The sequence below is a fragment of the Duganella caerulea genome, assembly GCF_040362985.1.
GTDB lineage: Bacteria > Pseudomonadota > Gammaproteobacteria > Burkholderiales > Burkholderiaceae_D > Rugamonas > Rugamonas vulcania.
In genome coordinates, this window is record NZ_BPWJ01000005.1 from 320,582 (window position 1) to 346,918 (window position 26,337).

Annotated in this window: 22 protein-coding genes and 1 riboswitch; of the genes, 5 read left to right on the top strand and 17 right to left on the bottom strand. The window is 65.3% G+C overall.

The window, feature by feature from the left end; translation table 11 throughout:
• The first annotated feature begins 8 nt into the window (after nucleotides 1-8).
• Nucleotides 9-716 (top strand): 4Fe-4S dicluster domain-containing protein, encoded by a 708-nt coding sequence (locus tag ACUJB0_RS17180; RefSeq protein WP_444846260.1) that lies wholly within the window; start codon nucleotides 9-11, stop codon nucleotides 714-716.
• Nucleotides 717-718: 2 nt separating this feature from the next.
• Nucleotides 719-3,352: a molybdopterin-containing oxidoreductase family protein gene (locus ACUJB0_RS17185; RefSeq protein ID WP_444846261.1), complete on the top strand. Its 2,634-nt coding sequence runs from the start codon at nucleotides 719-721 to the stop codon at nucleotides 3,350-3,352.
• A gap of 48 nt (nucleotides 3,353-3,400) precedes the next feature.
• Here ACUJB0_RS17185 and ACUJB0_RS17190 read toward each other — a convergent pair whose 3' ends face one another.
• Together ACUJB0_RS17190 and hppD are read right to left on the bottom strand one after the other, a co-directional pair.
• Nucleotides 3,401-6,964 carry an indolepyruvate ferredoxin oxidoreductase family protein gene (locus ACUJB0_RS17190; protein WP_444846262.1) on the bottom strand — a complete coding sequence of 1,188 codons (3,564 nt, stop codon included), beginning with the start codon at nucleotides 6,962-6,964 and terminating at the stop codon, nucleotides 3,401-3,403.
• 171 nt (nucleotides 6,965-7,135) lie between these two features.
• Nucleotides 7,136-8,248: a 4-hydroxyphenylpyruvate dioxygenase gene (hppD, locus tag ACUJB0_RS17195; RefSeq protein ID WP_444846263.1), complete on the bottom strand. Its 1,113-nt coding sequence runs from the start codon at nucleotides 8,246-8,248 to the stop codon at nucleotides 7,136-7,138.
• A gap of 126 nt (nucleotides 8,249-8,374) precedes the next feature.
• Between hppD and ACUJB0_RS17200 the strand changes: the two genes are divergently transcribed.
• The gene (locus tag ACUJB0_RS17200) at nucleotides 8,375-8,896 is read left to right on the top strand and encodes an Lrp/AsnC family transcriptional regulator (RefSeq protein ID WP_444846264.1); all 522 of its coding nucleotides are present in this window, start codon (nucleotides 8,375-8,377) and stop codon (nucleotides 8,894-8,896) included.
• A gap of 84 nt (nucleotides 8,897-8,980) precedes the next feature.
• Here ACUJB0_RS17200 and dsbD read toward each other — a convergent pair whose 3' ends face one another.
• The 11 genes from dsbD to ACUJB0_RS17255 form a co-directional block, all read right to left on the bottom strand.
• Nucleotides 8,981-10,843 carry a protein-disulfide reductase DsbD gene (dsbD, locus tag ACUJB0_RS17205; RefSeq protein ID WP_444846265.1) on the bottom strand — a complete coding sequence of 621 codons (1,863 nt, stop codon included), beginning with the start codon at nucleotides 10,841-10,843 and terminating at the stop codon, nucleotides 8,981-8,983.
• 11 nt (nucleotides 10,844-10,854) lie between these two features.
• On the bottom strand, nucleotides 10,855-11,751 hold the full coding sequence (locus ACUJB0_RS17210) for an FAD:protein FMN transferase (protein WP_444846266.1): 897 nt from the start codon (nucleotides 11,749-11,751) through the stop codon (nucleotides 10,855-10,857).
• A 19-nt stretch (nucleotides 11,752-11,770) separates the two neighbouring features.
• Entirely contained in the window at nucleotides 11,771-12,913 is a 1,143-nt protein-coding gene (locus ACUJB0_RS17215; RefSeq protein WP_444846267.1) for a DUF3570 domain-containing protein, read from the bottom strand.
• 8 nt (nucleotides 12,914-12,921) lie between these two features.
• Nucleotides 12,922-13,137, bottom strand: a complete 216-nt coding sequence (locus ACUJB0_RS17220; RefSeq protein WP_117012661.1) for a DUF4266 domain-containing protein — start codon at nucleotides 13,135-13,137, stop codon at nucleotides 12,922-12,924.
• Nucleotides 13,134-13,628 (bottom strand): TlpA family protein disulfide reductase, encoded by a 495-nt coding sequence (locus tag ACUJB0_RS17225; RefSeq protein ID WP_161092248.1) that lies wholly within the window; start codon nucleotides 13,626-13,628, stop codon nucleotides 13,134-13,136. Before ACUJB0_RS17225 ends, ACUJB0_RS17220 begins: the two co-directional genes overlap by 4 nt.
• Before the next feature lies 1 nt (nucleotide 13,629).
• Nucleotides 13,630-15,771: a choice-of-anchor D domain-containing protein gene (locus tag ACUJB0_RS17230; RefSeq protein ID WP_444846268.1), complete on the bottom strand. Its 2,142-nt coding sequence runs from the start codon at nucleotides 15,769-15,771 to the stop codon at nucleotides 13,630-13,632.
• 20 nt (nucleotides 15,772-15,791) lie between these two features.
• Nucleotides 15,792-16,169, bottom strand: a complete 378-nt coding sequence (mrtJ, locus tag ACUJB0_RS17235) for a JDVT-CTERM system glutamic-type intramembrane protease MrtJ (RefSeq protein ID WP_444846269.1) — start codon at nucleotides 16,167-16,169, stop codon at nucleotides 15,792-15,794.
• An 86-nt stretch (nucleotides 16,170-16,255) separates the two neighbouring features.
• Nucleotides 16,256-16,933, bottom strand: a complete 678-nt coding sequence (locus ACUJB0_RS17240; RefSeq protein ID WP_444846270.1) for a GNAT family N-acetyltransferase — start codon at nucleotides 16,931-16,933, stop codon at nucleotides 16,256-16,258.
• A complete protein-coding gene (locus tag ACUJB0_RS17245) occupies nucleotides 16,930-18,198 on the bottom strand; it encodes a multifunctional CCA addition/repair protein (protein WP_444846505.1) in 1,269 nt (422 codons plus the stop codon). The genes ACUJB0_RS17240 and ACUJB0_RS17245 overlap by 4 nt, the downstream gene beginning before the upstream one ends.
• Before the next feature lie 5 nt (nucleotides 18,199-18,203).
• Nucleotides 18,204-18,920 carry a glutathione S-transferase family protein gene (locus tag ACUJB0_RS17250; protein ID WP_444846271.1) on the bottom strand — a complete coding sequence of 239 codons (717 nt, stop codon included), beginning with the start codon at nucleotides 18,918-18,920 and terminating at the stop codon, nucleotides 18,204-18,206.
• Nucleotides 18,921-18,958: 38 nt separating this feature from the next.
• The gene (locus ACUJB0_RS17255; protein WP_444846272.1) at nucleotides 18,959-20,884 is read right to left on the bottom strand and encodes a lytic transglycosylase domain-containing protein; all 1,926 of its coding nucleotides are present in this window, start codon (nucleotides 20,882-20,884) and stop codon (nucleotides 18,959-18,961) included.
• Nucleotides 20,885-20,973: 89 nt separating this feature from the next.
• Here ACUJB0_RS17255 and ACUJB0_RS17260 point away from each other — a divergent pair, with 89 nt between their 5' ends.
• Complete coding sequence (locus ACUJB0_RS17260) at nucleotides 20,974-21,570, top strand: 5-formyltetrahydrofolate cyclo-ligase (protein ID WP_444846273.1); 597 nt, start codon at nucleotides 20,974-20,976, stop codon at nucleotides 21,568-21,570.
• Here the strand turns inward: ACUJB0_RS17260 and metF are convergent.
• The 3 genes from metF to ahcY all read right to left on the bottom strand — a co-directional run bounded on the left by metF (nucleotide 21,562) and on the right by ahcY (nucleotide 24,237).
• The gene (gene metF / locus ACUJB0_RS17265) at nucleotides 21,562-22,389 is read right to left on the bottom strand and encodes a methylenetetrahydrofolate reductase [NAD(P)H] (RefSeq protein ID WP_161086610.1); all 828 of its coding nucleotides are present in this window, start codon (nucleotides 22,387-22,389) and stop codon (nucleotides 21,562-21,564) included. The genes ACUJB0_RS17260 and metF overlap by 9 nt on opposite strands.
• Nucleotides 22,382-22,732, bottom strand: coding sequence for a phage holin family protein (locus ACUJB0_RS17270; RefSeq protein WP_117012654.1), 351 nt, complete (start codon nucleotides 22,730-22,732; stop codon nucleotides 22,382-22,384). Before ACUJB0_RS17270 ends, metF begins: the two co-directional genes overlap by 8 nt.
• 77 nt (nucleotides 22,733-22,809) lie before the next feature.
• A complete protein-coding gene (gene ahcY / locus ACUJB0_RS17275; protein ID WP_444846274.1) occupies nucleotides 22,810-24,237 on the bottom strand; it encodes an adenosylhomocysteinase in 1,428 nt (475 codons plus the stop codon).
• Between the two features lie 26 nt (nucleotides 24,238-24,263).
• Nucleotides 24,264-24,332, bottom strand: a riboswitch (S-adenosyl-L-homocysteine riboswitch).
• 109 nt (nucleotides 24,333-24,441) lie between these two features.
• Here ahcY and ACUJB0_RS17280 point away from each other — a divergent pair.
• Complete coding sequence (locus tag ACUJB0_RS17280) at nucleotides 24,442-24,954, top strand: hypothetical protein (RefSeq protein ID WP_444846275.1); 513 nt, start codon at nucleotides 24,442-24,444, stop codon at nucleotides 24,952-24,954.
• Nucleotides 24,955-25,104: 150 nt separating this feature from the next.
• Here ACUJB0_RS17280 and metK read toward each other — a convergent pair whose 3' ends face one another.
• A complete protein-coding gene (metK, locus tag ACUJB0_RS17285) occupies nucleotides 25,105-26,271 on the bottom strand; it encodes a methionine adenosyltransferase (protein ID WP_117012651.1) in 1,167 nt (388 codons plus the stop codon).
• Nucleotides 26,272-26,337: the final 66 nt, after the last annotated feature.

The window sequence follows — 26,337 nt, forward strand, 5'->3', positions numbered from 1 at the left end:
ACACACCCATGACATCCACCACCTCCGGCCCCAAATGGGGCATGGCTATTGACCTGGAACGCTGCATCGGCTGCCACGCATGCTCGGTGGCGTGCAAGGTCGAGAACTCCGTCTCGCTCGGCCACTTCCGCACCAAGGTGTACTACTACGATTTCGCCGCGGTCAATCCGTTCAATCACCAGCCGACCACCAAGCGCGCCTTCCTGCCGACGCTGTGCATGCAGTGCGAGGACGCGCCCTGCCTGGACGCCTGTCCCAACGACGCCATCGAGCGCGGCGCCGACGGCATCATCCACATCGACGATACCGCCTGCGACCGTAGCCGCGACTGCATCAAGGCCTGTCCCTACGGCGCCATCCACATCGATCCGGTGGCCGAGGTGGCCGACAAGTGCGACTTCTGCTCCCACCGGCTGGCGGCGGACATGGAGCCGGCCTGCGTGGAGGTATGCCCCGCCGATGTATTCGCGTTCGGTGATTTGAACGATCCGGCCAGTGCAGTCAGCCAGTTCCACGCCAGGCACCGCCAGCAGGTGGCGCCGCTCAAGCCGGAGGAAAAAACCAAGCCGCTGGTGCAGTACCGGGGCCTGGGAGGCGTGGTGCCGCGCGCGATGGCGCACAAGGTGCCCAAGGGCCGCAGCCATGATCCGTTCTCCTACGAGATCGACACCTGGGACCAGCTGAAGTCAGCGTTCCCAAAACCGAAGGGAGCATGAATATGGACCGTCGGGGATTCATCAAAAGCGGCATCGGCTCGATGGCCGGACTGGGACTGGGCGAGACCATCCTGTTGACGCCCAACGCCGCGCAGGCGCTGAACTACCGGCCGCTGGCCAACGGCGACCAGCGCAAGGTCAAGAACGATTACCGCAACGCCAGGCGCGTCACCAGCGTATGCCTGAACTGCTCGACCGTGTGCGGCATCGAGGCCTTCGTCCAGGATGGCAAGGTGATCAAGATTCGCGGCAATCCGCTCGACCCCAACATGGGCAGCCACATGACCTGCGCCAAGGGGCAGTCCGCGCCGACCATCAACGACTACCCCGAGCGCCTGCTGTACCCGCTCAAGCGGGTGGGCGCGCGCGGCGAGGGACTGTGGAAGCGCATCAGCTGGGACGAGGCCTACGCCGAGGTGGCGGACCGCATCAAGGCCAGCATCGCCAGCGGCCATCCGGAGCGGGTGGCGCTGCACCAGGGCCGCTCCCGCATCGACGCCGAGATCAATCGCTTCCTGAGCGCGATCGGTACGCCGGTGCAGCTGAACCACCGCGCGCTGTGCTCCTCCAACAAGCGCGCCGCTAATTATGTTTCGCTCGGCGAGACCGATTGGGAATCGATCGACGCGGAGCGCTGCAAGTACTTCCTCAACTTCGGCGCCAATTTCTACGAAGCGCACCAGGGCGGCCTGCATCTGGTGAGCCGCATCGTCAAGGCGCGCTTCGACCATGGCGCCAAGCTGGTGACGTTCGATGTGCGCCTGTCCAACACGGCCGGCCGCAGCGACGAATGGCACCAGCCCTTCCCCGGCACCGACGGCGCGGTCGCGCTGGCGATGGCGCATGTGATAGTGCGCGAAAACGAAATCGATCACGACTTCATCGACAAGTTCGTGCAGCCCGGCCTTGAGACCATTCGCGAATGGCTGGCCCCGTGCACGCCGGCGTGGGCGGCCAAGCTGTCCGGCATCGCCGCCGCCGACATCGAGCGGCTGGCGCTGGAGTTTGCGCGCAAGCGCCCCGCCGTCGCGGCTTTCACCAATCGCGGCACCGGCGCCCACTACAACGGCTTCAACTCCGAGCGCGCGGTCGTCATGCTCAACGCGCTGGTCGGCTCGGTGGCGCGGCCCGGCGGCTACTGCTATGGCTTGGAAGAGAAGCTGTCCGCCAGCCGCTATCCGCTGCCGCAGCCCGTGCCGCCGTCGCCCAAGATCCGCACCGACCTGGAAGATCCACAGGAATGGCCGCTGGCCAACCGCTGGCAGAAGATGAAGGTCGGCCAGATCGTCTACGATTATCTGCGCCAGGGCCGGGCAAAGCTGGACGTCTACCTGAGCTACACCATCGCTTCGCCGATGACGTGGCCGGAGGGTCGCAGCACCACGGTCGAAGTGCTGAAGGATGAGAAGCTGATCCCCTTCCACGCCTGTTCGGACGTGGTCTATTCCGAGATGGCCCATTACGCGGACCTGATCCTGCCCGATGCGACCTTCCTCGAGCGCTGGGGCCTCGACATCCGCAACAACCTGGAGCTGACGCACTTCGTCACGCTGCGCCAGCCGCTGGTGCCGCCGCCGGGCGAGGCGCGCAGCTTCGCCGATGTGCTGTTCGATATCGGCCGCCGCCTCGCGCCCGAACAGGCCAAGTACTTCCAGTTCGGCAGCCACGAGGACTTCGTGCGCATCCAGTGCTCGAAGCTGCCGGCCACGGGGCCGGACGGCAAGCAGTTCAAGGACGGCTTCGAATACATGAAGCACTACGGCGTGTATGTCGATACCTCGCAACCGAAACCGTACGAGGTGTTCCAGAAGCCGCTGAGCGGCAAGCAGCTTGACGGCAGCCGGGTGGATGCCGCCAGCGGCGTGATCTACCGTCCCAACGACAAGGGCAAGGACAGCGCGATCGGCCTGATGGCGGGCGGCGCGCCGGTGCGCGGCTTCGCCACCCCATCACGCAAGTTCGAAGTGCACGCGCCGGAGGTGACGAAGGTGGCGAAGACGCGCGGCTTTGACGACGACGGCATGCCGACCTTCGTGCAGATCCCGTCGCACCGCGACCTGCCGGCGGACCGCTTCATCCTCAGCACCTTCAAATGGAATGTGCATACGCAGGGCCGCACCGCGTCGCAAAAATACCTGAGCGAGATCGTGCACGACAATCCAATGTGGATCAACGTCGCGACGGCCAGGAAGCTCGGCCTGAAAAGCGGCGACATGGTGGAACTGACCACCTACCGGCCGCAGTCAGGACCGGCCGACCAGGCGGGCCTGCAGGCGTATCGCGGCAACGGCGAGAAGATCGGTTCGGCGCGGATGCGGGTGTTCGTCACGCGCGGCATCCATCCGCGCGTGGTGGCGGTGTCGAATTCGCTGGGCTGGATCAGCGGCGGGCGTGCCGCCGAGGGACGCAATGGACGGCGTGTGGAAGTGGCGGCGCAGGGGATAGGTCCCGAGGCGGCCAAGGCCTTCGGGCCGGCGCCGGCGATCGATGACCTGAACGCCGGCGTGTGGTGGGACAAGAAGAACGGTGGCCGCGGCAATGGCGTCAACATCAACGCCCTGCTGCCGATCAACCCGCAGCCACTGGTCGGCATGCAGGCCTGGTTCGACACCGTCTGCTCGCTGCGCAAGGTGTGAGCCGGAAGGCCAGGCGAAAAAAACGGCCCCGCGAGGGGCCGTCGTTTTTTATGCAGCGTTGGTGTGGCTGCCGGCCGGCTTGCCGAAAGCCGCCAGCAACGCCGCCTCCTTCTGCTTGGCCGCCTTGAAGTGACGCTCCTTCACATGGCCGTAGCCACGGATGTCTTCAGGGATGCTGGCGATGGCCACGGCTTGCGACAGGTTCTCCGCCGTCAGCTTGGGCAGCAGCGAGGCCACGGTGTCGCGGTACTCGCCGATCAGCGCGCGTTCCATCTTGCGCTCCGCCGTATAGCCGAAGATATCCAGCGCCGAGCCGCGCAAGCCCTTCAGCTTGGCCAGCACGCCGAACGCCTTCATCATCCACGGGCCGAATTCCTGCTTGACCAGATGGCCTTCGGCATCGTGCTTGGCGAACAGCGGCGGCGCCAGGTGGAACTTCAGCGTGACGTCGCCCTCGAACATGCCGGCGATCTTCTGCTGGAAGGCGCCGTCGGTGTACAGGCGCGCGACTTCATACTCGTCCTTGTACGCCATCAGCTTGTAGTAGTAGCGCGCCACAGCTTCGCTAAGGCGGGTGGTCTTGCCCAGCTTGGCCTCTTCCGCGCGGACCTGGTCGACAAACGATTTATACTGTTTAGCATAATTCGCGTCCTGGTACGCGGTCAGCAGCTCCACGCGGCGGGCGACGATGTCGTCCAGCGTCTGGATGCGTTTGAACTCGATCACCTTGGCCGGCGTGGTCAGCTTGGTCACGGATGCCAGGTCGTGCGCGGCGGTGCGGCCCCAGTTGAAGGCCGCCTTGTTGAAGCCCACCGACACGCCATTGAGCTCGATCGCCTTGACCAGCGACGCTTCGCTCAGCGGCACGTGGCCCTTCTGGAACGCGTAACCCAGCATGAACATATTGGTGGCGATGGAGTCGCCCATCAGCGCGGTGGCGATCTGACCGGCGTCGACGAAGTCCACCAGCTCATTGCCGCAGGCCTTGACGATTTCGCCGCGCGAGGAAGCGTCCGGGAACTGCCAGTTCGGATTCTTCACAAACGCCGCCGTCGACGAGCCGGTCGAGTTGATCATCGCGTGCGTGCGGCCTTCGCCCATGCGCGACAGGGCGTCGCGCGAGGCGGTGACGATCAGGTCGCAGCCCACCACCAGGTCGGCGCTGCCGGTGCCGACGCGGGTCGAGTGCAGGTCGGACTGCTTGTCCGCCAGGCGCACGTGCGACATCACCGGGCCGCCCTTCTGGGCCAGTCCGCTCATGTCCAGCACGATGGCGCCCTTGCCTTCGACGTGCGCGGCGACCGCCAGGATCTGGCCGACCGTCACCACGCCAGTGCCGCCGATGCCGGTGATCAGGATGCCGTACGGCGTCTCGGTCGACGGCAGCACCGGCGTAGGCAGCACCACTTGCGGCGCCTCGCCGACAGCGGCCTTCTTCGGCTTCTTCAACGCGCCGCCTTCCACCGTCACGAAGCTCGGGCAGAAACCGGTGGTGCAGGAGAAGTCCTTGTTGCAGGACGACTGGTTGATCTGGCGCTTGCGGCCCAGTTCCGTCTCCAGCGGTTCCACCGACAGGCAGTTGGACTGCACGGAGCAATCGCCGCAGCCTTCACAGACAGCTTCGTTGATGACGGCGCGCTTGGCTGGATCTGGGTATTCGTTGCGCTTCCGGCGGCGACGCTTCTCGGAGGCACAGGTCTGGTCGTAGATCATGGCCGAGACGCCCGGCTTGTCGCGCAGCTCACGCTGCACGTCCATCAACTCGCTGCGGTGGCGCACGGTGACGCCTGGCGCCCAGTTGTAATCGGACGGGTATTTTTCCGGTTCGTCGGTGACGACGATGATCGGCGTGACGCCTTCGGCGGCGATCTGGCGCGAGATCATGCCCGGATCCAGCGGACCATCGAACTGCTGGCCGCCGGTCATGGCGACGGCGTCGTTGAACAGGATCTTGTAGGTGATGTTGACCTTGGCCGCCACCGCCGCGCGGATCGCCAGGATCCCGGAGTGGAAGTAGGTGCCGTCGCCCAGGTTGGTGAAGACGTGCTTCTCGTTGGTGAACGGCGCCTGGCCTACCCAGGTCACGCCCTCCGCGCCCATGTGGGTGAAGGTGGAGGTTTCGCGGTCCATCCACAGCACCATGTAGTGGCAGCCGATGCCGGCCAGCGCGCGCGAGCCTTCCGGCACCTTGGTCGAGGTGTTGTGCGGGCAGCCGGAGCAGAAGAACGGCGTGCGGTCGGTTTCCGGATTCGGCTTGGACGGCAGCGTTTTGAGCGCCAGCTCCTTCGCTTCCAGGAAGGCCACGCGCTCCTGCACGCGCTGCGCCACCGGATGGCCGGCGCAGTAGTGGGCGATGCGCGAGGCGATGGCGCGCGCGATCTGCGCCGGGTTCAGTTCATAGGTGGCCGGCAGCAGCCAGTCGCCGTGGCCCGTCTTGCCCTTGTTGCTCCATTCGCCGGTGTCGTCGAACTTGCCGACCACGCGCGGACGCTGGCCGTCCGGCAGGTTGTACAGCTCTTCCTTCAGCGCGTATTCGAGGATCTGGCGCTTCTCTTCCACCACCAGGATCTCGTCCAGGCCCTTGGCGAATTCGTGCACGCCGTCCGCCTCCAGCGGCCAGGTCATGCCGATCTTGTACAGGCGGATGCCGATGTCGGCGGCGGCCTGCTCGTCGATGCCCAGGTCGGCCAGCGCCTGGCGCGTGTCCAGATAGGATTTGCCGGCGGTGATGATGCCGATCTTCGGCTTCGGCGAATCCCAGATGATCTTGTTCAGCTTATTCGCGCGGCAGTAGGCCAGCGCGGCGTACCACTTGTAGCTGTTCATCCGCACTTCCATATCGAGCACGGTGTCCGGCCAGCGGATATTCAGGCCGCCGGCGGGCAGCTCGAAGTCGGTGGGCAGGTTGATCTGCACGCGGTCGGGATCGAAGTCCACCACGGCGCCGGATTCGATGATGTCGGTGACGCACTTCATCGATACCCACAGGCCGGTGTAGCGGCTCATGGCCCAGGCGTGCAGGCCGTAGTCGATGTACTCCTGCACCGACGACGGATACAGCACAGGGATGCCGCAGGCGTTGAGGATGTGGTCCGACTGGTGGGCGGTGGACGAGGACTTGGCGGCGTGGTCGTCGCCGGCCAGTACCAGCACGCCGCCGTGCTTCGCGGAGCCGGCGTTGTTGGCGTGCTTGAAGACGTCGCCGCAGCGGTCGACGCCGGGGCCTTTGCCGTACCACATGGAGAAGACGCCGTCGTATTTGGCGTCCTCGAAAAGATTGGTTTGCTGCGTGCCCCAGACCGCGGTGGCGGCCAGGTCTTCATTCATCCCGGGATGGAACTTGACGTGGTGGGCGTCCAGGTACTTCTTGGCCTTCATCGCCGTCATGTCGACGCTGGTGACGGGAGAGCCGCGATAGCCGGTGATGTAGCCGGCGGTGTTCAGGCCTGCTTTCAGGTCGCGTTCGCGCTGCATCATCGGTAGACGGATCAGGGCCTGGGTGCCGGTCATGAAGGCCCGGCCGTGTTCCAGCGTCCACTTGTCGTCTAGTGAAATTTCGTTGTCCGAGTGCGTGCCCGGCTCCAGTTGCGAGCCCTTGTGAGGTGCGTTCATTGTGTCTCCATTATTCTTTAAGCCATGCGCTACAGGGCCGGATTGGCCCAGTAGCGCGCGATCCGCCGGCCCTTGTGGAGACGGCGGAACGGAAAAATGCGGTTTTTTTATAGGGTACCACAGGCCTGCGCCCCGTTCTGTGCGGGGCTGCGGGCTTCAGACCCTTGTTCCTTATGCTTCGCTAGGATCCTTCAACACGCCGCGCTTGATCTGATCCAGCTCGATCGATTCGAACAGCGCGCGGAAGTTGCCTTCGCCGAAACCTTGATCGCCCTTGCGCTGGATGATCTCGAAGAAGATCGGACCGATGACGTTCTGGCTGAAGATCTGCAGCAGCAGTTCGCGCTCGTTCTCGTTGCTGTGGCCATCGATCAGGATGCGCAGGCGGCGCAGGTCTTCCAGGCGCTCGCCGTGGTTCGGCAGGCGGCGGTTGACCAGTTCATAGTAGGTCTCGATCGTGTCCTGGAAGACGATGCCGGCCTTCTTCATCGTCTCGACGGACGTGTAGATGTCGTCGGTGCCCAGCGCGATGTGTTGGATGCCTTCGCCGTGGTACTCGTCCAGGTATTCGGCGATCTGCGACTTGTCGTCCGACGATTCGTTGATCGGGATGCGCACCTTGCCGCATGGCGAAGTCATGGCCTTCGACTTCAGGCCGGTCAGCTTGCCCTCGATGTCGAAGTAGCGCACTTCGCGGAAGTTGAACATCTTCTCGTAGAAGTCCGCCCATTCCTTCATGCGGCCGCGATGGACGTTGTTGGTCAGGTGGTCGATATAGGTCAGGCCATGGCCGACCGGATTGGCTTCCGCGCCGGGGATGGCGACGAAGTCGACGTCGTAGATGCTGATGTCGCCGATGGCGCCTTGCTCGCCGCCGTTCTTGCCGCGCCAGCGGTCGACCAGGTAGATCAGCGAATCGCCCACGCCCTTGATGGCGGGGATGTTCAGCTCCATCGGGCCGGTCTTGTTATCGAAGCCCCAGGCGCCCTGCTCCAGCGCGCGCTTGTAGGCGAAGGCGGAATCCTGCACGCGGATCGCGATGGCGCACACGGACGGGCCGTGATGGCGGGCGAAGCGCTGGGCGAAGGAGTCCTGCTCGGCGTTGATGATGAAGTTGATGTCGCCCTGGCGATACAGGGTCACATCCTTATGGCGATGGCGGGCGATCGCGGTAAAACCCATGCTCTCGAACAGCGCGCCCAGTGCTTTGGGATCGGGTGCGGCGTATTCGACAAATTCAAAACCATCGGTCCCCATCGGGTTGTCCCAAGGCGTAAATTTCATGCAAGTCTCCTTCTTAGAATAGCGCACAGTATAGTCTCGGTCCGACAGCAGTAAATTGCAAACAATTCCCACAGGGGGCGGTTTTGCGCAATAATATTGCCTGAACCAAGAATTTTTGAGGTGTTTATGACCAAGATTACGCTGGACAAAACGGACCGTAAGATTCTGTCCATCTTGCAGGCGGACGGACGGCTGTCGAACCAGGACGTGGCGGAGCTGGTGGCCTTGTCGCCGTCGCCGTGCCTGCGCCGCATCAAGCGGCTGGAGGAGGCGGGCGTGATCCGCCAGTACGTGGCGCTGCTGGATCCCGACAAGATCGGCCTGGGGCTGCTGGCCTACGTCAACGTGCGGCTGGAGAAGCACAGCGAGGCGGCGGCGCACAGCAACGCCCGCGCGCTGGGCGCGCCGAACGCGCCGGTGTCGCCGCGTGCGGATTTCGCGGTGTCGGTGGAGCAGTGGCCGGAGGTGGTGGCCTGCTATGCGATGACGGGCGAGATGGATTACCTGCTGCGGGTGCATGTAGAGGACATGGACCACTTCTCGCGCTTCATGATGGCGACGCTGCTGCGCCACCCGGCGGTGCTGGACGTGAAATCCTCGTTCGCCCTGCAGCGCATCAAGGACACCACCGCGCTGCCGCTGGTATAAAGACGCGCTTCGCTGCGATCAATGCCGCTGCCGAGAAGGCGGTGGGCATTGATCTGGAGACTCAGCAAAGAAAAACAGGGCCGCTCAGGAAGTGAGGTGGCGGCTCAGGTGCTGGACGAAGGGCTCCGGCGCCAGGAAGCCGATCACGCGGCTGTTCGGGATCTCCTTGCCGCCGTTGAAGAGGATGATGCCCGGTGGCCCGAACAGGCCGAAACGCTTCATCAAGGCCTTGTCGTCGGCGCTGTTGGCGGTGACGTCCACCTGGATCAAACGCACCTGCTTCAACTTGCCGCTGACGGCCGGCTTGGAGAAGGTGAAGCGCTCCATCTCCTTGCAGGACACGCACCAGTCGGCGTAGAAGTCCAGCATCACCGGCGTGGTGCTGGAGGCCAGCACCTGATCCAGTTCGGCCACGGTCTTGATGCGGCTGAAGCGGATCTCGTCGCCGGCCGGCGCGGCGCCTTCCGCGCGGGCCAGGCCCAGGTGGCCCAGCGGTTGCAGCACGTCGCGGCCGGAGCTGGCGGCGCCCGTCAGCTCAAATAATCCGGCGAGCAGGAACGCCAGTCCCAGGGTCTTGCCGACATACGCCCCCAGGCCAGCGCCGCGTGCCGCGGGCAGCGGCTCGAACACATGCAGGAACACTGCGCACAACAGAGCGAATACACCCCACAGTGCCATCATCACCGGCACAGGGAACACCGGCGTCACCATCCAGATCGCGACCGCGATCAGCAGCAGGCCGAAGATCTTCTTCACACCGTTCATCCATGCGCCGGCGCGCGGCAGCAGGCTGCCGGCCGAGATACCAGTCAGCAGCAGCGGCACGCTCATGCCGACCGCCATCGAGAACAAGGCCCAGCCGCCCGTCCAGACGTTGCGCGTCTGGCTGATGTAGAGCAGCGCTCCGGCCAGGGGACCGGCCACGCATGGGCCGACGATCAGTGCCGACAAGGCGCCCATCACGAACACGCCGGCGAAACGGCCGCCGCCCATATTGCCGCTGGTCTCACTCAAGCGGCTTTGCAGGGCGCTTGGCAGCTGCAGCTGGTAGACGTCGAACATCGACAGGGCCAGGCCGACCAGCAGCGCGCCGAAGGTCAGCAGCACCCATGGCTTTTGCAGCGCGCCGGCCAGGCCTTCGCCAGCCAGGCCCGCACCCACGCCGAGCGAGGTGTAGACCAGCGCCATGCCCAGGCAATATGCCAGCGCCAGCGAGAAGCCGCGTCCGCGCGATACCGCGCCCTCGCCCACGATGATCGAGGACAGGATGGGCACCATCGGCAGCACGCATGGCGTGAAGGACAGCAGTAGGCCGAAGGCCAGGAAGGCCAGTCCGATGCGCCATGCGCTGCCGCTTTGCAGCGTGCGCTGGGCGAGGGAACTGTCGTCTTCGTGAACTGGCGCAGTCGCCTCAGCGGCCGGCGTGGTTGCGGCGGCGCCGGTGCTGGCGTTGCTGGCGGCAGTGGTGGCGGCGGTGGCCGTCGCGCCGGCAGGCGGCGCGTCAACCGCCACCAGCTTCCCCGGCGCCGACGGATCGACGCGATAGCTTTGCGTCGCCGGCGAATAGCACAGGCCCGCGTCCGCACAACCCTGATAACCCACCTGCAGCGTGAACGCCGCAGCCGCCGTCACCGGCAAGTCGACCACCAGCTTGTCCTGGTAAGTCTCCATCTCCTTGTTGAAGTTGGAGTCGAACTTGCGCAGCCCAGCCGGCAGCGACGGTGCGGCAATCTGCGCACCGTCGGACTTGAAACTCAAACGGTCACGGTACAGGTGATAGCCCGGCGCGATCGCCCACGACAGCCGCACCGTATGCGCATCGACCAGTTCCCCCTTCAGCTGGAACGCCTGCTCCGGCTCCAGAAAATCATCCGCCCGCGCGCCGGTGGCCAGCGCCAGCACCGCCACTATTAACGCCATCAGGCGCGTCATCCAATTGTTCATCATATCCATCCTATTCAAACATCCCTGAACAGCATCTGCCCCTGATCGTTCACGGCCAGATACCCCATATCGGACGCATTCAAAAAATTCAGACCATCCTGCTGCTTCAGCATCGCGATGGTGGAACAGCTGCCGGCGGCGGTCGCCATCGGCGCCAGCACGCTCACAGAGCGCCAGTACCGCACCGGCATGCCGTCGCGCGGATCGAGGATGTGGCAGTAGCGCTGCCCATCGAGCTCGAAGTAGCGCTCATAATCGCCGCTGGTGGCCAGCGCCCCGTGGCTGACCGGGATACTCGCCACCACGCTGTCCGGATCGCGCGGGTCCTGGATGCCGATGCTCCACGGCCGCCCGTTCAGGCGCGGGCCGATGAAGCGCATGTCGCCGCCCAGGTTCACATAGCCATGCCGCACACCCGCATCGGCCAACAGCGCCGCCGCGCGATCAGCCGCGTACTCCTTGCCGAAGCCGCCGAAATCGATCTCCATGCCGGCCTGGCGCAGATGGATGTCCTCCGCGCCGCAGTCCACCTTGTCCCAGCCGACCAGCGCCAGCAAGGGTTCCAGCACTTCCTTGCCCGGCACCCTGGGCCGGCGAAAATCCCAGGCCCGCCGCAGCACGCCGGAGGTGATGTCGAACAGCCCCTCGCTGGCGCCGTGCAGCGCCGCCGCGTAGCCCAGCAGCGACATGGTCTCGGGATCGCAATGCACCGCCTCCCTGCCCGCCGCCGCGTTGATGCGCGAGACGATGCTGTCCGGCCGGTAGCGCGAATACTTGGTTTCGATACGCAGCACCTCGTCCATGGCGCGCTGCGCGAGCAGCGCCGCCGTGTGCGCGTCCGGCGCGGCGAACCGCAGCTCGCAGCGGCTGGCCATCGCCTGGAACGCGGTGCGATGTATTGCGTCTACCATTTCGCTTCTACCCTTATTTTTACCACTGCCGGTTGACCGCTATCTGTATCGTCTGCGCCCGCAGCGCATCCAGACCCGGACTGCCTTCGTGGAACAGGCGCCAGCTGCCGCGCTGCTGGTACACCGACGCCTTCACGTCGACGGACCACAGCTTGTCCAGCTGCTTGCTGACCTTCAGACCCAGCGTGACCGCGCCGAAGCCGGACAGGCGCTGGTCCGCCGTCATGTAGCCGGTGCCGTTGTAACCCGGCGGGAACGGCGCGCCCAGCTTCGCGTCGTAGAGCGGATCGTAGTAGAAGCTGGCCGCGCTCTGCGAATACAGCCGCGCCTCCGGCGTCACGGTCCAGCCCTGCGACAGCGGCTGCACATACTCGGCGCCCAGCGTATGCCCGCGCACACCGAAGCTGTCGCGGTAATAGCGGTAGGACAGCCGGCTGGTGCCGCCGGTCGAAGCCAGGTGATGGTTCCAGCGCGCCAGCAAGGTCGTCTCGTCGCGGCTGCGCGGGCGATTGTCGAATGCCTTGTACGGATCGGAGAAATAGCCCTCGCCCTCGCTGTGCGTCAGCGTCAGCTGGGCGATGTCGCTGGTGGTCAGCACCTGCGTCACACCCAGCAGCAGGCTGGTGCTGCGCTTCTTCTCGTTGCTGACGATCTTGTTGACCGGGTTGATGTGGTCATCCGCGTGGCCGATGCCGACGGTCCACGTGGTGTTCTTGCTCTCGCTTTCCAGGCTGCCCTGCAGCGACAAGGCGCGCGACAGGTAATCATGCTCGTTCGAATACGCCGCGCCAGCCGTCACCGTGCCGCGTTCGAAATAGCGCGTGGCCGAGATGTCGCCCGCCGTGCGGTGGTCCTGCATGTGCGAGGCGCCCGAGATGGCCGTGTGGTAGCGCGGCGAAGCGCCCGACACGTCGTCCGACACCACCGAGGCGCCGATGTTCCACACGCCCGCCACCGGCGCCGTGATCGACACCGACGGCGAATGCACGGTGACGCGGTCCAGGCCGGACTGGCTGTCCTTGTAGTTCAAATAGCCCAGCGTGATGGTGCCGTTGGCCGGCGGCGTTTCGGCGTGCGCCTGCACGCCCGGCAGCATCAGCGCCGCCGTCATGATGGAGGCGGCCAGGCCGCGGCCTGGTGCCTTGTCTTCGTTACTTGTCATGGTGGTCCTCAATTGCAGCCGCATCCGCCGCCGCCCACACCAGCGCCGCCGGACGAGGCCTCGCGGCTGGTGTAGATATGGTCGTCGAAGCGCGTGAACATATGGCCATCGCCGAAGGTCATCTCGGTACGCGCCAGCGTGCCCTTCTCCCAGGGCTGCACATTGCCCAGCGAAGCGCAGCCGGACAATCCCGCCGCCAGTGCGATCAACAGCAGCGCCTTCATTTGACGGCTCCCAGTGCGTTCTGGATCTTGCTTTCCAATTCGGCGCGGTCGGCCTCGCGGAAGCCGGAATGCTCCAGCAGCACCTTGCCGTCCGGGCCGATCAACACGCTGCTCGGCATGCCCTTGATGCCGTAGCTGCGCGGCGTGGCGCCTTGCGGGTCGAAGCCGATGGCGAAGCGCGCCGGCGTCGTCGTCAGGAACTGGCGCGCATCGGCGCTGTTGGCGTCGACGTTGACGCCGACGATCTGCAAACCCTTCGCGCCATACTTGGCCTGCATCTCGTTCATCCACGGGAAGGACTGGCGGCACGGGCCGCACCACGAGGCCCAGAAGTCCACATACACCACCTTGCCCTGCAGCTTGGCCAGCTTCACCGCGCCCTCCAACCCTTGCAGGTCGAACTGCGGCGCGGCGGCGCCCTTCTCCAGCGCCCAGGCCGGGGCGGCGCCCAGCGCGGCCGCCATCAGCATTGCGATCGATATCGGTTTCATGTCAGCCTCCAATGCGTTTGGTTTGACGACGGCGCCAGCCGATGGCAATCGCCGCCGAGAAAATCAGGAACACCATCATCGGATCGTTGACGTCGTCCGAAGCCGAGCAACCGCCACCGCCCTTGTTCACCGGTGCGGCGTTGCTGGCCGCAGCCGTGCCTTGGCCGCTCAGCGCGATGGTCCAGCTGCTGCCGGCCACGCTGGACTGCAGGGCCACGCTGCCGGTGCTGGCGCCAGCGTTGGCCGGCGTGTAGCTCACCACCAGGTCGCATGAGGCGCCCGGCGCCAGCGTCACAGGGAAGGCCGCGCAGCCGGTGCTGTCCGCCACGGCGGCGAATGGGCCGGTGTAGGTGGCGCTGGACAGCGTGACCGCGGCGGCGCCGCTGTTGGTCAGCGTGAAGCGGCGGGTAGGCGCAGCGCTGCCGATGACGACCGAGCCGTAGTCAAAACTCTGCGGCGCTATCGTCAGCGATGGCGTGGTGATGACGACCGCCACACCGTTGCCGTTCAGGGCCAGGTGGAACTGCGCACCGCCGTCCGTCACCAGCAGCAGGTCGGCGCTGCGGGCGCCGGCGGCGACCGGTTTGAAGGCGGTGGTCAGCGTGCAGCTGGAACCCGGAGCGACTGCGGCGCCGGCAACGCAAGTGCCACCGAGGACGAAGTCACCAGGTTGGTTGCCGCCCAGCGTCAGCGTGGCGATGGACAACGAAGCGTTGCCGCTGTTGGACAGCGTGGTCGTGTGCACCGTGGCGCTGCTGCCGACTTGCGTGTCGGCGAAGACGATAGGACCGGCTTCGGACAGCACCGGTGTCGCCGTGGCCTGCTTGGTGCCGGTGCCGGTGATGCCGACTTGCAGGGCAGCCGCGTTCGAAGTCACGGCCAGCGTGGCCGAGGCGGCGCTTTCCGCCGTAGGCGCGAAACGCACGGGCACCGAGCAGCTGGCGCCCACCGCCAGGGTGGCGCCGCAATCGCTGGCGCCCAGGGTGATACTGGCCGCGCCGCCGGCGCTCAAGCCGATCTTGTTGAAGGTGATGACCACATTACCGGTGTTGGCCAGCTTGACCGTCTGCGCCACCGCTGCCGCGCCGATGGTCTGCGTGCCGAAGGCGATGGCCGACGGCGTGGCCGTCAAAGCCGGCGCCGGCGTGGCGGCCGTGCCAGACAGGCCCACCGTGGCGTTGCCGTTGGAGGCGTTGGAAGCCAGCGCCAGGCTGGCGGTGAACGCGCCGGCAGCCACTGGCGATGCCTGCAGCGTCACCGTGCAGCTGCCTGCCGCAGGCACCGGCGTGGCGACGGCACAGGTGCCGCCCAGCGTGAAGATGCCGGCGTTGGCGCCGCCCAGCGCGATGGAGTTGAAGGTCAGCGCGGCCTGTCCGCTGTTACTGACGGTGATGGTCGACACGGCGGAAGGAGATCCCGTCAGCAGCGTGCCGAAATTGACGCTGGCCGCCGACAGGGCGATGGTGGCCTGCGGCGTGGCGTTGCCGGTGCCGCTCAGCGCGACGACGCTGCTGCCGCCGGTCGCGTTGTGGGTGATGGTCAGCGAAGCCGCGCGTGCGCCCGCCGCCGTCGGCTTGAAGCTGGCCTGCACGGTGCAGCTGGCGCCCGCCGCGACCGCGCCGCCGTTGGCGCAACTGCCGCCGGCGACGCTGAAGTCGCCCGCCGCCGCGCCGCTGAGGGAAATGGTGCCGATGTTGAGCGCGGCGTTGCCGGTATTGCTCAAGGTGGCGGACAGCGGGCCGGCCGTCTGGCCGATGCTGGTGCCGCTGAAGGTCAGGCTGGCCGGCGCCAGCGAGGCTGCCGGCGCGGCCACCACGTTCGGGTTGCCGATGAAGGCCGCCAGGTCGGACAGCTCCGCCGCGCTGAATTTGCCGTTGAACAGGCTACCCATGCCGCCCTTGTTGGTGGCGATGGCGTTCTGGATCACGGACGGCTGGTTGGCCGCCGCCAGGATATTGTTGACGTTATTCGCCGGCGAGGCGGTGTGGCACGAGGCGCACGTGGCCCCGCCGGACACCGGCCCGTTCAAATACAGGCTTTTGCCGTTCAGCGCATCGGCCGCGTTGGCGCCCTGCCCCATCACACCGACCAGCAGGACCGCAGTCCACCGAAGCCGGAACACCTTTGCTAACAAGCCTGTCATCACATTCTCCTGAAGTTGATCTAAAAATTGATCTGTAATTCGCAGACAGAGATCGCAAAGGCATTCATGCCGCTGTGCGCCAGGGCGCACCAGGTCCAGCTTCGGGTGCGCTGGTACAGCAGCGCCAGCGCCAGTCCCGGCGCCAGCACCGCCAGCGCGTGCTGCCAGCCGGAGCCTATATGCAGCAAGCCGAAAACCGCCGTCGACACCAGCACAGGTCCACCCCGTGCCAAAGGCAGGCCGCCGTTACTGGCCGCCAGCTGGCGCGTCATCCACTCCTGCAGCCCTGCCCTGACCACGCATTCCTCCAGCGCAGGCGAGAGCAGCAGCAGGCGAAGGCAGACGGCAAAGTCCGGCGCCTGCAACTGCGTGCTGCAAAAATGGGTAATCGACGACACGGGATATAGTGGTTTTGCTGCCGGTTGCGTATCTTGTCCGACCGTTCATACCCGGCCGCGCAGCAAAGGTTCTAACGAAGGGAGATTTATTTTCGGCCGCGCAGGCGGTCGAGCCATTTCGCGGCGATGCGCTTGTTGGCTTTGAGGGTGTAGTCCAGCGTGGCGAATTGCTCGTCCAGCGCTTCCTGCAGCACGCTGGCCGGATTGGCCGGTGGCAGTTTCAGATAGGCGTCCGCCTCGCCGTAGTCGCGATGAATCTCCATGCCGGCTTTTTTCGCGATGTGCATCATCGTCTTGTTGGACGACAGGCAGTGCATATATAAGGTATCGACGTCGTCGTTGCGGCAGTGGATGGCGGCGCGCTCGAACAGCTTGGAGCCGATGCCCAGCCCACGCGCCGAGCGGCTGACCGACACGCCGAACTCCGCCACCCGTTCCTTCTCGGTGACGGCGCTCTTCGACTCGTCACGCGGCGCGAAGGCCAGGTGGCCGACCGCCACCAGCTTGAACACGCGGTTGTACACGCCGAACACCATGTCGCGCGAGAAGTCGATGCGGTTGACGTAGTTGGCCACCTGCTCGTCCGGCAGCACGGTGCCGAAGCGCAGCAGGCGGTCGCTGTTCTCCAGATCGAGGAAGTGCTTGACCATGCGCCGCCGGTCACGTTCGCGCAGCTCCTTCACCAGAACCGTCGGACGGCGCTTGCCGTCCTTGTGCTTGCCCCAGCGGCGCAGCGGGTTCTGGAAAAGGTCGATCGAGCTCATATTTCCGCCGCGGTCTCGTCGTCATCGCCGTCGTCGCCGGCACGCAGGGCCACCTTCACCGCCCTCACCCGCGCGCGGTGCACCAGCTCCGGGATGCGTTGCGGGTCGGCGGTGCTGGCCATGGCGATCTCGCCGGCGTTGACGCCGCGCGCGGCCGTCAGCGCCGTCTCCAGATGCGCCAGTTGCGGGAACGGCGCATCGCGGAAGCTGGCGTTCGGGCCGATGCGGCCGCGCGCATCGCATTCGGTCGCCAGCAGCATCTGCGAGAAGCGCGCCGGCTTGCGGAAGGCGTCGCAGCGTTCCAGCAGGGTGACGATGGTGTTGGGCCGCAGTTGTAGCGCGCGGCCCACATTGCCATGCTCGCGCGCGGTCATCACGGCCAGGTCGCGGCATTCGGTCGGCACCTTGAGGCGCTTGCACACCTGTTCCACCAGCTTGACGCCCAGTCCTTCGTGGCCGTGGTGCGCGGGCCAGTTTTCCGGCGGCGTGGCGCCCTTGCCCAGGTCATGCATCAGGCAGGCGAAGCGCGTGGCCAGTTCGTGGCCCGCTTCGGCCGCGCAGTCGATCACTTGCAGCATGTGGGTGCCAGTGTCGATTTCGGGATGCCACTTCTCCGGTTGCGGCACGCCCCACAATGCGTCCAGCTCCGGCAGGATACGCGCCAGCGCGCCGCAGTCGCGCAGCACTTCCAGCATGCGCGAGGGCTTGGCTTCCATCAGGCCGCGCGACAGTTCCTGCCACACGCGCTCCGGCACCAGCGCGTCGACTTCGCCCTGCTCCACCATCTGCCGCATCAGCGCATTGGTTTCGGGCGCCACGCGGAAGTCGCTGAAACGGGCGGCGAAGCGGGCCACGCGCAGGATGCGCACCGGGTCCTCAGCGAAGGCGTCGGAGACGTGGCGGAAGATGCGCTGCTCCAGGTCGCGCCTGCCGCCATAAGGGTCGGTGAGCGTGCCGTCGTCGGCGCGGGCGATGGCGTTGATGGTCAGGTCGCGGCGTACCAGGTCGTCTTCCAGCGTGACGTCGGGCGAGGTGTGGAACACGAAGCCCTTGTAGCCGGGCGCGGTCTTGCGCTCGGTGCGGGCCAGCGCGTATTCCTCCTGCGTCTTCGGATGCAGGAACACCGGGAAGTCCTTGCCGACCGGGCGGAAGCCCTTGGCCAGCATGTCGTCCGGCGTGGCGCCGACCACGACGTGGTCATGGTCCTTGACGGGCAGGCCAAGCAGTTCATCGCGCACCGCGCCGCCGACGACATAAATCCGCATCATCGTCAGTCCGGCATTTCGGCGTCGTGCTTGGGCGCCGTTTCGGTTTCGGCCATCGCCTCCTCGACCCATCGGGCCACGGCGGGATGGGCCAGCACGCGCTGGCAGTAGGCGTCCAGCGCCGGCGCCAGCGACACGCCGTAGGTGCGGAAGCGCAGCACCACCGGCGCGTAGTAGGCGTCGGCGATGGAGAAGTCGCCGAACAGGAACTGGTGGTGGCCGAAGCGCGACAGGCACTCTTCCCATATCTCGCTGATGCGGCCGATGTCGGCCTGGGTGCCGTTGGTGCGGCCCTTGCCCGGATAGCTGGCGCGGATGTTCATCGACATCGAGGTGCGCAGGTCGCCGAAGCCGGCGTGCATCTCGGCGCAGACCGAACGCGCCATCGCGCGCGCGGCCACGTCCTGCGGCCACAGGTGCAGCTCCTGGAACTGCTCGGCGAGGTATTCGCAGATCGCCAGGCTGTCCCAGATCGTCATCTCGCCGGCCAGCAGCACCGGCACGCGGCCGCTGGCCGAGTAGCCGCAGATGCGGTTGGCGGTGTCGTCCTGGTCGAGCAGCACGCGCACTTCCTGGAACGGGATGCCGAAGGCGGTCATCGCCACCCACGGCCGCATCGACCACGACGAGTAGTTCTTGTTGCCGATGACGAGCGTCAGGCCAGGCTCGCGCGCGGCGGCCAGGGTTTGCGACAGGCTGGGATCTAGTTGTGTGGTCTGCATGATGCGTCCAAGATGGTTGTATGGGTCGGGTATCTGAGTCAGCGCGAGCCGAAGCTCGACTCCTGCTGTTCCTGTTCGGTGTAGCCGCGTGGCGCGACGGTGCCCAGGCGCGCCTTCAACGATTGCGGCCGGCCTTCGAACAACGCCGCGTAGTAGGTGGTATTCGACATCACGTTCTTGACATAGGTGCGGGTTTCCACGAACGGGATCGACTCGATGAACACCGCACTGTCCATCGGCTTGGTCAGCGTGGAGCGCCACGAGCGCAGGCGCCCCGGCCCGGCGTTGTAGGCGGCGGTGGCCAGCACCTGCGAGCCGTCCATGTTCCCGAGCACCATGTTCAGGTAGTTCGCGCCCAGCAGGATGTTGGTGCGCACGTCGCTCAGCATCTCCTGCGCGAAGTCGGCCAGGCCGATCTTCTTTGCCACCCAGCGGCCGGTGGACGGCATCACCTGCATCAGGCCCGAGGCGCCGACGTGCGATTGCGCGTCCATGATGAAGCGAGACTCTTGCCGTATCAGGCCGTAGACCCAGGCCTTGTCCAGGCCCAGCGTCTGCGTGGTCGGATGCATGATGTCGATGTGCGGCGACGGGTAGCGCTGCGTGTAGTCGACCTGGATGCGGGTGCGGTCCGAGGTGTTGACCATGCGGTCGAGGATATTGTTCTGGCGTGCGAATTCGGCGGCGGCCAGGTGTTCGCGTTCGCTCAGGCCGCGCAGGCCCCAGTTCCACTCGCGCGTGCCTTCGAAGCGAAGGCGCATGCCGAAAAACTTCAGGGCGCGCTGGAAGTTGGGATTGGCGGCGATGGGCGCGATCTCGGCCTGCGTGATCGGCAGGCCTGGCAGCGGGATCGTAATCAGCTTGCCGGTTTCCTCCAGCGCCAGCAGGCCGTAGAAATTGGACTGGTCCGAGATGCTGCGGAACAGCTGCATCGCCTCGCCGGTGGCCTGGATGGAACCCGCTTGCGCCATCAACGCGCGGCCCAGCCAGTAGACCCAGGCCGGATCGGCGCGCAGCGACGCGGGCATGGCGCGGATGTTCTTCTCCACCTGCTTCCAATCGCCGTTGCGCAGCGCGATGCGGGTCTTCCATTGAAGCTGGTCGATCGACAGCGCGGCCCCGTTCGACTTCTGCCAGTACTCGCCGGTCTCCGGCGCCAGCGAGTACGACGACTGCAGCGCCACCGCGGCCCATGCCTCCTGCTGTTCCTGCGGGCTCAGTTTGGACGCGGCCTTGTTCAGCGCCAGCACCGCCAGCTTGGTGCTGGTCTTGGCCATACGGCCGATGGCGACGATGTAGATTTCGTGTTCGACGCGGCCGCTGCCCACGCCCTTGGCCAGCGCGATGGCCGGCAGGTCCACCGCCTGCACGGCCTTCTTCTCGTTCCCGTCCAATAGCGCGACGATGCGGCGCGCCTGGCCGGTGGCGTTGAATTCGCCGGACAGGCGCAGTTGCGCGTACAGGTCGTCGACGTTGAACTGGCCCGCCTGGTACAGCGTGGCGATCAGGCCCGCGCATGGTTCGCCGTAGCCGTTCGGCGCGGTGAGCAGCTCGCGCGCCTCGCCGGCCACCTTCTGGCCCTTGAGCGCGCGCGATTGCAGCGCGTAGCATTTGACCTGGGTGTCGTCATTCAGCACGAACAGCGGCAGCTGCTCGTCGAAGGTGGCCCAGTCGCGCTTGCGGCCCAGGTCCAGCAGCCAGTCGTTGCGCAGGCGGTCGACGATGGCCTGGCCTTCGTAGCGCTTCATGAAATCGCGGATTTCGGCGTACGAGGCATCCTTCAGGCGCGGTTTCAGCCGATAATAATCGACGTAGGACGGAATGGAGTAATCGGTCAGGCGGGCGGCGTAGAAATCGGCCTTGGATGCGTCGTCCTGGCGCACGGCGTCGCGCAGCAGCAGGAAGGAGTCGTCTGCCCGGCGGCCGTCATCGCCAAGGTCGTCGGCGTGGGCCAGGGTGCTCATGGCCACGGCTGCAAAGGCGGCGGCGCCGGCAATCCATTTTAAAGCGGAAATCAATGTGCAACTCTCTAAAGTCTTGAAAATCTGAACCTATGACCAGCGACCCTAGAATACCACGCGCCGCGACTGAACCACCAGCCCCGGTAGCTCTGCAAAAAGCCGATTTACGCAAGCAATTGCTGACCGCGCGGCGCGCGCTGGACCCCACCACGCGGGCGGCGTGGGACCATGCGATTGGCGCGCAGGTGGTCGATTGGTGGAAGGCGGCGCGGCCGGCGGCGCTGGGCGTGTACTGGCCGCTGCGCGACGAGCCGGATCTGCACGCGGCCTACGCGGAACTGGCGCGGCTTGGCGCGCGGCTGCTGCTGCCGGTGGTGGTGGAAAAACACGCGGCGCTGGAATTCGCCGAGTGGCGCATCGGCGAGGCGATGGTCAAGGATGCGATGGGGGTGGCGGTGCCGGCCGACCTGCGCCTGCAGGAGGCGTATCCGCCGGCGCTGCTGGTGCCGTGCCTGGGATTCAGTCCGGAGGGCTACCGGCTGGGTTACGGCGGCGGTTTCTACGACCGCACGCTGGCGCGGTCGCCGCGCCCGCAGACACTGGGTATCGCTTACCAGTGCCTGCAGGTGCGGTTCGACAGCGACGGCCACGATGTGGCGCTGGACCGCATCGTCACCGAATCAGACTAGCCGCTGCCACAGCGCCGTGGTGGCCGCTGCCTGGTTCATGCTGTAGAAGTGCAGGCCGGGCGCGCCGCCCGCCAGCAGGCGTTCGCACAACGCGGTCACCACGTCCAGGCCAAAGGCCTTGATCGAGGCGCTGTCGTCGCCGAAGCTGGCCAGCTTCAGTCGCACCCAGCGCGGGATCTCGGCGCCGCACATGTCCGAGAAGCGCATCAGCTGCGTATAGTTCGTGATCGGCATGATGCCGGCCACGATGGGCACGTCGATGCCGATCTTGCGGGTCTGCTCGACGAACTGGAAGTAGGCGTCGGCGTTGTAGAAGTACTGGGTGATGGCGGCGTTGGCGCCGGCCTTGATCTTGCGCTCGAACGCCAGCAAATCGTCCTGCGGCGACTTGGCCTGCGGGTGCACTTCCGGGTAGGCCGCCACTTCGATGTGGAACCACTCGCCGGTCTCCTGGCGGATGAACTCCACCAGCTCGTTCGCGTAGCGGAACTCGCCGGCCGCGCCGTAGCCGCTCGGCAGGTCGCCGCGCAGCGCGACGATGCGCTTGATGTTATGCGCCTTGAATTCCGTGAGGATCTCGCGGATCGATTCGCGCGTGCCGCCCACGCAGGACAGGTGCGGCGCGGCGTCTTCACCGGCGGCGAGGATTTCCACCACGGTGTCGAGCGTGCCGCGCTGCGTGCTGCCGCCGGCGCCGAAGGTCACGGAAAAATACTTGGGCTTGAGCTCGGACAGCTTGGCGCGCGTGACGCGCAGCTTTTCCGCGCCCTCCGCCGTCTTGGGCGGAAAGAACTCGATACTGAAATTATGATTAGCCATCTGACGTCTTCAAAAGTAAGGTAGACAGGGCCCAGGAAATCACGCTGTACAACAATGCACCACCGATCGCCGACGCGAAGCTGTCGACGTGGAAGCCGTCCACCCATTGGGCGACCAGCCAGAACATGAAGCCGTTGATGATGAAGATGAACAGGCCCAGCGACACCACGGTCACGGGCAGCGTCAGCAACAACAGCACAGGGCGTATCAGCGTGTTGACCAGGCCCAGTACAAGGGCCGCGACGAGGGCTGCGCCTATGCTTGTGACATCGACGGAATGCATCAGGTAGGGAACTGCCAGCAAGGCAATTGCATTGATTAACCAGGTAAGGACCAAACGCATAAGATGAGCTCGCTGCAAAAAAAGGACTGGATAAAAACGGGGCCGGCGACTGGCCGGCCCCGCTTCATGCCGGCAGATTAATAACGGTAGTGGTCAGGCTTGTACGGACCTTCTTGCGTCACGCCGATGTAGGCCGCTTGCTCTTCGGTCAGCACGGTCAGCTGCGCGTTCAGTTTCTTCAACTGCAGGCGCGCCACTTTTTCGTCCAGGTGCTTCGGCAGCACGTACACGCCGACCGGGTACTTGGCGGTGTTGGCGTACAGCTCGATCTGGGCGATGGTCTGGTTGGCGAACGACGACGACATCACGTACGACGGATGGCCGGTGCCGCAACCCAGGTTGACCAGGCGGCCTTCGGCCAGCAGGATGATGCGCTTGCCCGACGGGAAGATCACGTGGTCGACCTGTGGCTTGATGTTTTCCCAGGTGTATTTCTTCAGCGCGGCGACGTCGATCTCGTTGTCGAAGTGGCCGATGTTGCAGACGATGGCCTGGTCCTTCATGGCCAGCATGTGCTTCTCGGTCAGGATGTGGTAGTTGCCGGTGCAGGTGACGAAGATGTCGCCGTGTTCGGCGGCGTAGTCCATGGTCACGACGCGGTAGCCTTCCATCGCGGCCTGCAACGCGCAGATCGGATCGATTTCGGTGACCCATACTTGCGCCGACAGCGCGCGCATGGCCTGGGCCGAGCCCTTGCCGACGTCACCGTAGCCGGCGATCACGGCGACCTTACCGGCGATCATCACGTCGGTGGCGCGCTTGATGCCGTCGACCAGCGATTCGCGGCAGCCGTACAGGTTGTCGAACTTGGACTTGGTGACGGAGTCGTTGACGTTAATCGCAGGGAAGGCCAGCTTGCCTTCCTTGTGCATCTGGTACAGGCGGTGCACGCCGGTGGTGGTTTCCTCGGTCACGCCCAGAATGTGCGGCAGGCGCTTGGAGTACCAGGCCGGGTCGATCGCCAGGTGGGCCTTGATGGCGTTGAACAGGCAGATCTCTTCTTCCGAGCCTGGCGCGGCCAGCACGGAGATGTCTTTTTCAGCGCGCGCGCCCAGGTGCAGCAGCAGCGTGGCGTCGCCGCCGTCGTCGAGGATCATGTTCGAGTAGACCGCGTTGCCCGAAGCGTCGGCTGGCCATTCGAAGATGCGGTGGGTGTAGTCCCAGTATTCGTCCAGGGTTTCGCCCTTGATGGCGAACACCGGGGTGCCGGCGGCGGCGATGGCGGCGGCGGCGTGGTCCTGGGTCGAGTAGATGTTGCACGAAGCCCAGCGGACCTTGGCGCCCAGCGCTTCCAGCGTCTGGATCAGCACGGCGGTCTGGATGGTCATGTGCAGCGAACCGGTGATGCGCGCGCCCTTGAGCGGCTGCGACGCGGCGAATTCCTCACGGATGGCCATCAGGCCAGGCATTTCGGTTTCAGCGATCTTGATTTCTTTGTCGCCCCAGGCGGCCAGGGAGATGTCGGCGACCAGGAAGTCTTGTGCGGATTTGAGTACGGCGTTCATCACGCCCTCCTTTCATGTTGAAAAAAGTAACGTGAGCGCGGTTTGGGACTCCGAGCCTGGCGAATTCATGATTCGTCGCAACGCTCCTCGGAAGGCGCATTTTAGCACCGTTGGGCACGACTGGCGCAAGAAATTCCAGCTTGAGGGCGCGCAAATGAAGCTTGGGCTGGCGGCCTATAGTGGTCTTTTTAGCCGGAGTACGCCATGGCGATCGACCCGCGCGATGCAATCTGGAACGAAGCCCACCATTTGCTGTACAACACCAGCTACACCGAGGAGCTCGAAGCGGCGCTGCTGGCGCGCTGGACGTGGCTGGACAGCGTGACCAAAATCGCCGTGGCGATTTCGTCGGGCGGCGCGGCGCTCACCGGCCTCGTATTCTGGAAAAACGCGGACTATACTTTTCTATGGCCGCTGTTTACGTCCGGCAGCGCCCTGCTCGCCATCCTGTCTAAAGAACTATCGGTTGCCAAGCGGCTCAAAATCCATGCGACGGCGGTAACCGAGTTGACCGCCCTGACCAACGACATCGGGTCGTTAATTATCCGAATGAAAATCAACGCCGAGTTTCCCGTCGCCGAATTTGAAAAGAAATTGCTCTTGCTACACGGCCGATACCGGGTCGAACTGGGCGATTTCCCATACGATATGCTGCTGACGGAACGCCTGCGGGCAAAGATTCAGCAGAAATTGAATACCATGTTACGCACCGACTAGCTGGGCGATCAGGAGAACAGCATGAACACCAAAAACCAACGCGAAAAATATCTGCCCCCCAATCCGCCGCCGCCGCCGCCGCAACGGCCCAAATAGCACAACGCCCCGGCTGCTGGCGCAGGCGGGGCGTTGGAATTCAGGCGGTGGCGATTACTTCAGGCCGGCCGCGGCGCGCAGGATGGCGGCCTTGTCGGTGCGCTCCCACGTGAATTCCGGCTCTTCGCGGCCGAAGTGGCCGTAGGCGGCGGTCTTGGCGTAGATCGGACGCAGCAGGTCCAGCATCTGCACGATGCCTTTCGGACGCAGGTCGAAATGCTCCATCACCAGCGCGGCGATCTTCTCGTCCGGAATCACGCCCGTGCCTTCGGTGTAGACCGTGATGTTGATCGGACGCGCCACGCCGATCGCGTAGCTGACCTGCACCTGGCACTGGCGCGCCAGGCCGGCGGCCACCACGTTCTTGGCCACGTAGCGGGCGGCGTAGGCGGCCGAACGGTCCACCTTCGTGGGATCCTTGCCGGAGAACGCGCCGCCGCCGTGCGGGCTGGCGCCGCCGTAGGTGTCGACGATGATCTTGCGGCCGGTCAGGCCGCAATCGCCCTGCGGGCCGCCGATGACGAAGCGGCCGGTCGGGTTGACCAGGTACTTGGTGTCCACCAGCCACTCGCGCGGCAGCACCTGCTTGATGATCTCCTCGATCACCGCTTCCTCGATCTGCTTGTGCTGCATTTCCGGCGCGTGCTGGGTCGACAGCACGACGGTGTCCACCGCCACCGGACGGCCGTTGACGTAGCGCAGCGTGACTTGCGATTTGGCATCCGGGCGCAGCCATGGCAGGCGGCCGTCCTTGCGCAGCTGCGACTGGCGCTCGACCAGGCGGTGCGCGTAGTGGATGGCCGCAGGCATCAGTTCCGCGGTTTCGTCGCAGGCGTAGCCGAACATCAGGCCCTGGTCGCCGGCGCCTTGATCGAGATCAATCCCCGCGCCCTCATCCACGCCCTGGGCGATGTCCGGCGACTGCTTGTCGTAGGCCACCAGCACGGCGCAACCCTTGTAGTCGATGCCATAGTCGGTGTTGTCGTAGCCGATGCGCTTGATGGTTTCGCGCGCAACTTGAATATAATCAACATTGGCGAACGTGGTAATCTCGCCGGCCAGCACCACCAGGCCGGTGTTGCACAAGGTTTCAGCGGCAACGCGGGCTTTCGGGTCCTGGGTCAGGATGGCGTCCAGAATCGCATCGGAAATCTGGTCGGCGACCTTGTCGGGGTGGCCTTCCGATACGGATTCGGAAGTAAAAAGATAATCATTTGACATCGCAAGCTCCTGTGATTGGTTAAGAATGTTTTGTCGCTAACCAATACGGCTTGCGACGCTTTAGCG

Excerpts from the sequence above, each read along its gene's own strand:
- ACUJB0_RS17180 (WP_444846260.1), top strand. The coding sequence starts at position 9 with ATGACATCCACCACCTCCGGCCCCAAATGGGGCATGGCTATTGACCTG.
- ACUJB0_RS17185 (WP_444846261.1), top strand. The coding sequence starts at position 719 with ATGGACCGTCGGGGATTCATCAAAAGCGGCATCGGCTCGATGGCCGGA.
- ACUJB0_RS17190 (WP_444846262.1), bottom strand. The coding sequence starts at position 6,964 with ATGAACGCACCTCACAAGGGCTCGCAACTGGAGCCGGGCACGCACTCG.
- hppD (WP_444846263.1), bottom strand. The coding sequence starts at position 8,248 with ATGAAATTTACGCCTTGGGACAACCCGATGGGGACCGATGGTTTTGAA.
- ACUJB0_RS17200 (WP_444846264.1), top strand. The coding sequence starts at position 8,375 with ATGACCAAGATTACGCTGGACAAAACGGACCGTAAGATTCTGTCCATC.
- dsbD (WP_444846265.1), bottom strand. The coding sequence starts at position 10,843 with ATGATGAACAATTGGATGACGCGCCTGATGGCGTTAATAGTGGCGGTG.
- ACUJB0_RS17210 (WP_444846266.1), bottom strand. The coding sequence starts at position 11,751 with ATGGTAGACGCAATACATCGCACCGCGTTCCAGGCGATGGCCAGCCGC.
- ACUJB0_RS17215 (WP_444846267.1), bottom strand. The coding sequence starts at position 12,913 with ATGACAAGTAACGAAGACAAGGCACCAGGCCGCGGCCTGGCCGCCTCC.
- ACUJB0_RS17220 (WP_117012661.1), bottom strand. The coding sequence starts at position 13,137 with ATGAAGGCGCTGCTGTTGATCGCACTGGCGGCGGGATTGTCCGGCTGC.
- ACUJB0_RS17225 (WP_161092248.1), bottom strand. The coding sequence starts at position 13,628 with ATGAAACCGATATCGATCGCAATGCTGATGGCGGCCGCGCTGGGCGCC.
- ACUJB0_RS17230 (WP_444846268.1), bottom strand. The coding sequence starts at position 15,771 with ATGACAGGCTTGTTAGCAAAGGTGTTCCGGCTTCGGTGGACTGCGGTC.
- ACUJB0_RS17240 (WP_444846270.1), bottom strand. The coding sequence starts at position 16,933 with ATGAGCTCGATCGACCTTTTCCAGAACCCGCTGCGCCGCTGGGGCAAG.
- ACUJB0_RS17245 (WP_444846505.1), bottom strand. The coding sequence starts at position 18,198 with ATGCGGATTTATGTCGTCGGCGGCGCGGTGCGCGATGAACTGCTTGGC.
- ACUJB0_RS17250 (WP_444846271.1), bottom strand. The coding sequence starts at position 18,920 with ATGCAGACCACACAACTAGATCCCAGCCTGTCGCAAACCCTGGCCGCC.
- ACUJB0_RS17255 (WP_444846272.1), bottom strand. The coding sequence starts at position 20,884 with ATGAGCACCCTGGCCCACGCCGACGACCTTGGCGATGACGGCCGCCGG.
- ACUJB0_RS17260 (WP_444846273.1), top strand. The coding sequence starts at position 20,974 with ATGACCAGCGACCCTAGAATACCACGCGCCGCGACTGAACCACCAGCC.
- metF (WP_161086610.1), bottom strand. The coding sequence starts at position 22,389 with ATGGCTAATCATAATTTCAGTATCGAGTTCTTTCCGCCCAAGACGGCG.
- ACUJB0_RS17270 (WP_117012654.1), bottom strand. The coding sequence starts at position 22,732 with ATGCGTTTGGTCCTTACCTGGTTAATCAATGCAATTGCCTTGCTGGCA.
- ahcY (WP_444846274.1), bottom strand. The coding sequence starts at position 24,237 with ATGAACGCCGTACTCAAATCCGCACAAGACTTCCTGGTCGCCGACATC.
- ACUJB0_RS17280 (WP_444846275.1), top strand. The coding sequence starts at position 24,442 with ATGGCGATCGACCCGCGCGATGCAATCTGGAACGAAGCCCACCATTTG.
- metK (WP_117012651.1), bottom strand. The coding sequence starts at position 26,271 with ATGTCAAATGATTATCTTTTTACTTCCGAATCCGTATCGGAAGGCCAC.